The sequence below is a fragment of the Mesorhizobium sp. M7A.F.Ca.MR.362.00.0.0 genome, from assembly GCF_004023175.1.
In the GTDB taxonomy this organism is placed as follows: Bacteria; Pseudomonadota; Alphaproteobacteria; order Rhizobiales; family Rhizobiaceae; genus Mesorhizobium.
Map to the genome: position 1 here is coordinate 1 of NZ_RZTF01000481.1, position 876 is coordinate 876.

Consider the following 876-nt stretch of genomic DNA (forward strand, 5'->3'; position numbering starts at 1 on the left):
GCGACGGATGAGGGGTGTTCCAGCGAAGTGAGACGTTGGCACTCCCTGGAACACCCCTCATCCGTCTCGGCGCTATCGCGCCGATCCACCTTCCCCCACAAGGGGGGAAGGTAAGAAGGCACTACATCCTCGTCCGCTCCGACTTCGGATCGTACATCGGCTTCAGCGACGCTTCCGCCGCAAAGCGCTCGCCGGCGATCTCGATTTCGTAGGTTGAGGCCAGCACGTCGGCCTCGCTCTCGCCCTCGCATGGCACATAGCCTAGCCCGACCGCGCCGCCGAGATGATGGCCGTAATTGCCTGAAGTGATCGGGCCGACGATCTTGCCGTCGCGCAGGATCGCTTCGTTGTGGAAGAGCAGGGGCTCTGGATCCTTCAGCCGGAACTGGACCAGTCGGCGGTTCAATCCAGCTTCCTTCTTGCGCAGCACGGCATCGCGGCCGATGAAGTCGCCCTTGGCGGTTTTCACCGCGAAGCCGAGGCCGGCTTCCAGCACATTGTCCTCGTCGGTGATGTCGTGGCCGAAATGCCTGAAGGCCTTTTCGATGCGGCAAGAATCCAGCGTGTGCAGGCCGCAGAGTTTCAGGCCGACATCCGCACCTGCCTCCTCGATCGCCTCGAAGACATGGGCCGCCTGATCGGTCGAGACATAGAGTTCCCAGCCGAGTTCGCCGACATAGGTGACGCGATGGGCGCGGGCCAGGCCCATGCCGATCTCGATCTCCTGGAACGTGCCGAAGGGATTTTTCTCATTGGAAAAATCGTTGGGGCTGACCTTCTGGATCAGCTTTCTCGCGTCCGGGCCCATCAGGCAGAGCACGCTTTCGGCCGCCGTCACGTCGGTGATGACGACGAATTCGTCGTCATCACCGACGT

1 protein-coding gene is annotated in these 876 nt (G+C 62.0%); it reads right to left on the reverse strand.

What is annotated here, in order from left to right:
• Window positions 1–121: 121 nt before the first annotated feature.
• On the reverse strand, window positions 122–876 hold a 755-nt coding region (locus EOC06_RS44160), incomplete at its 5' end, for an aminomethyltransferase family protein (protein ID WP_245470300.1).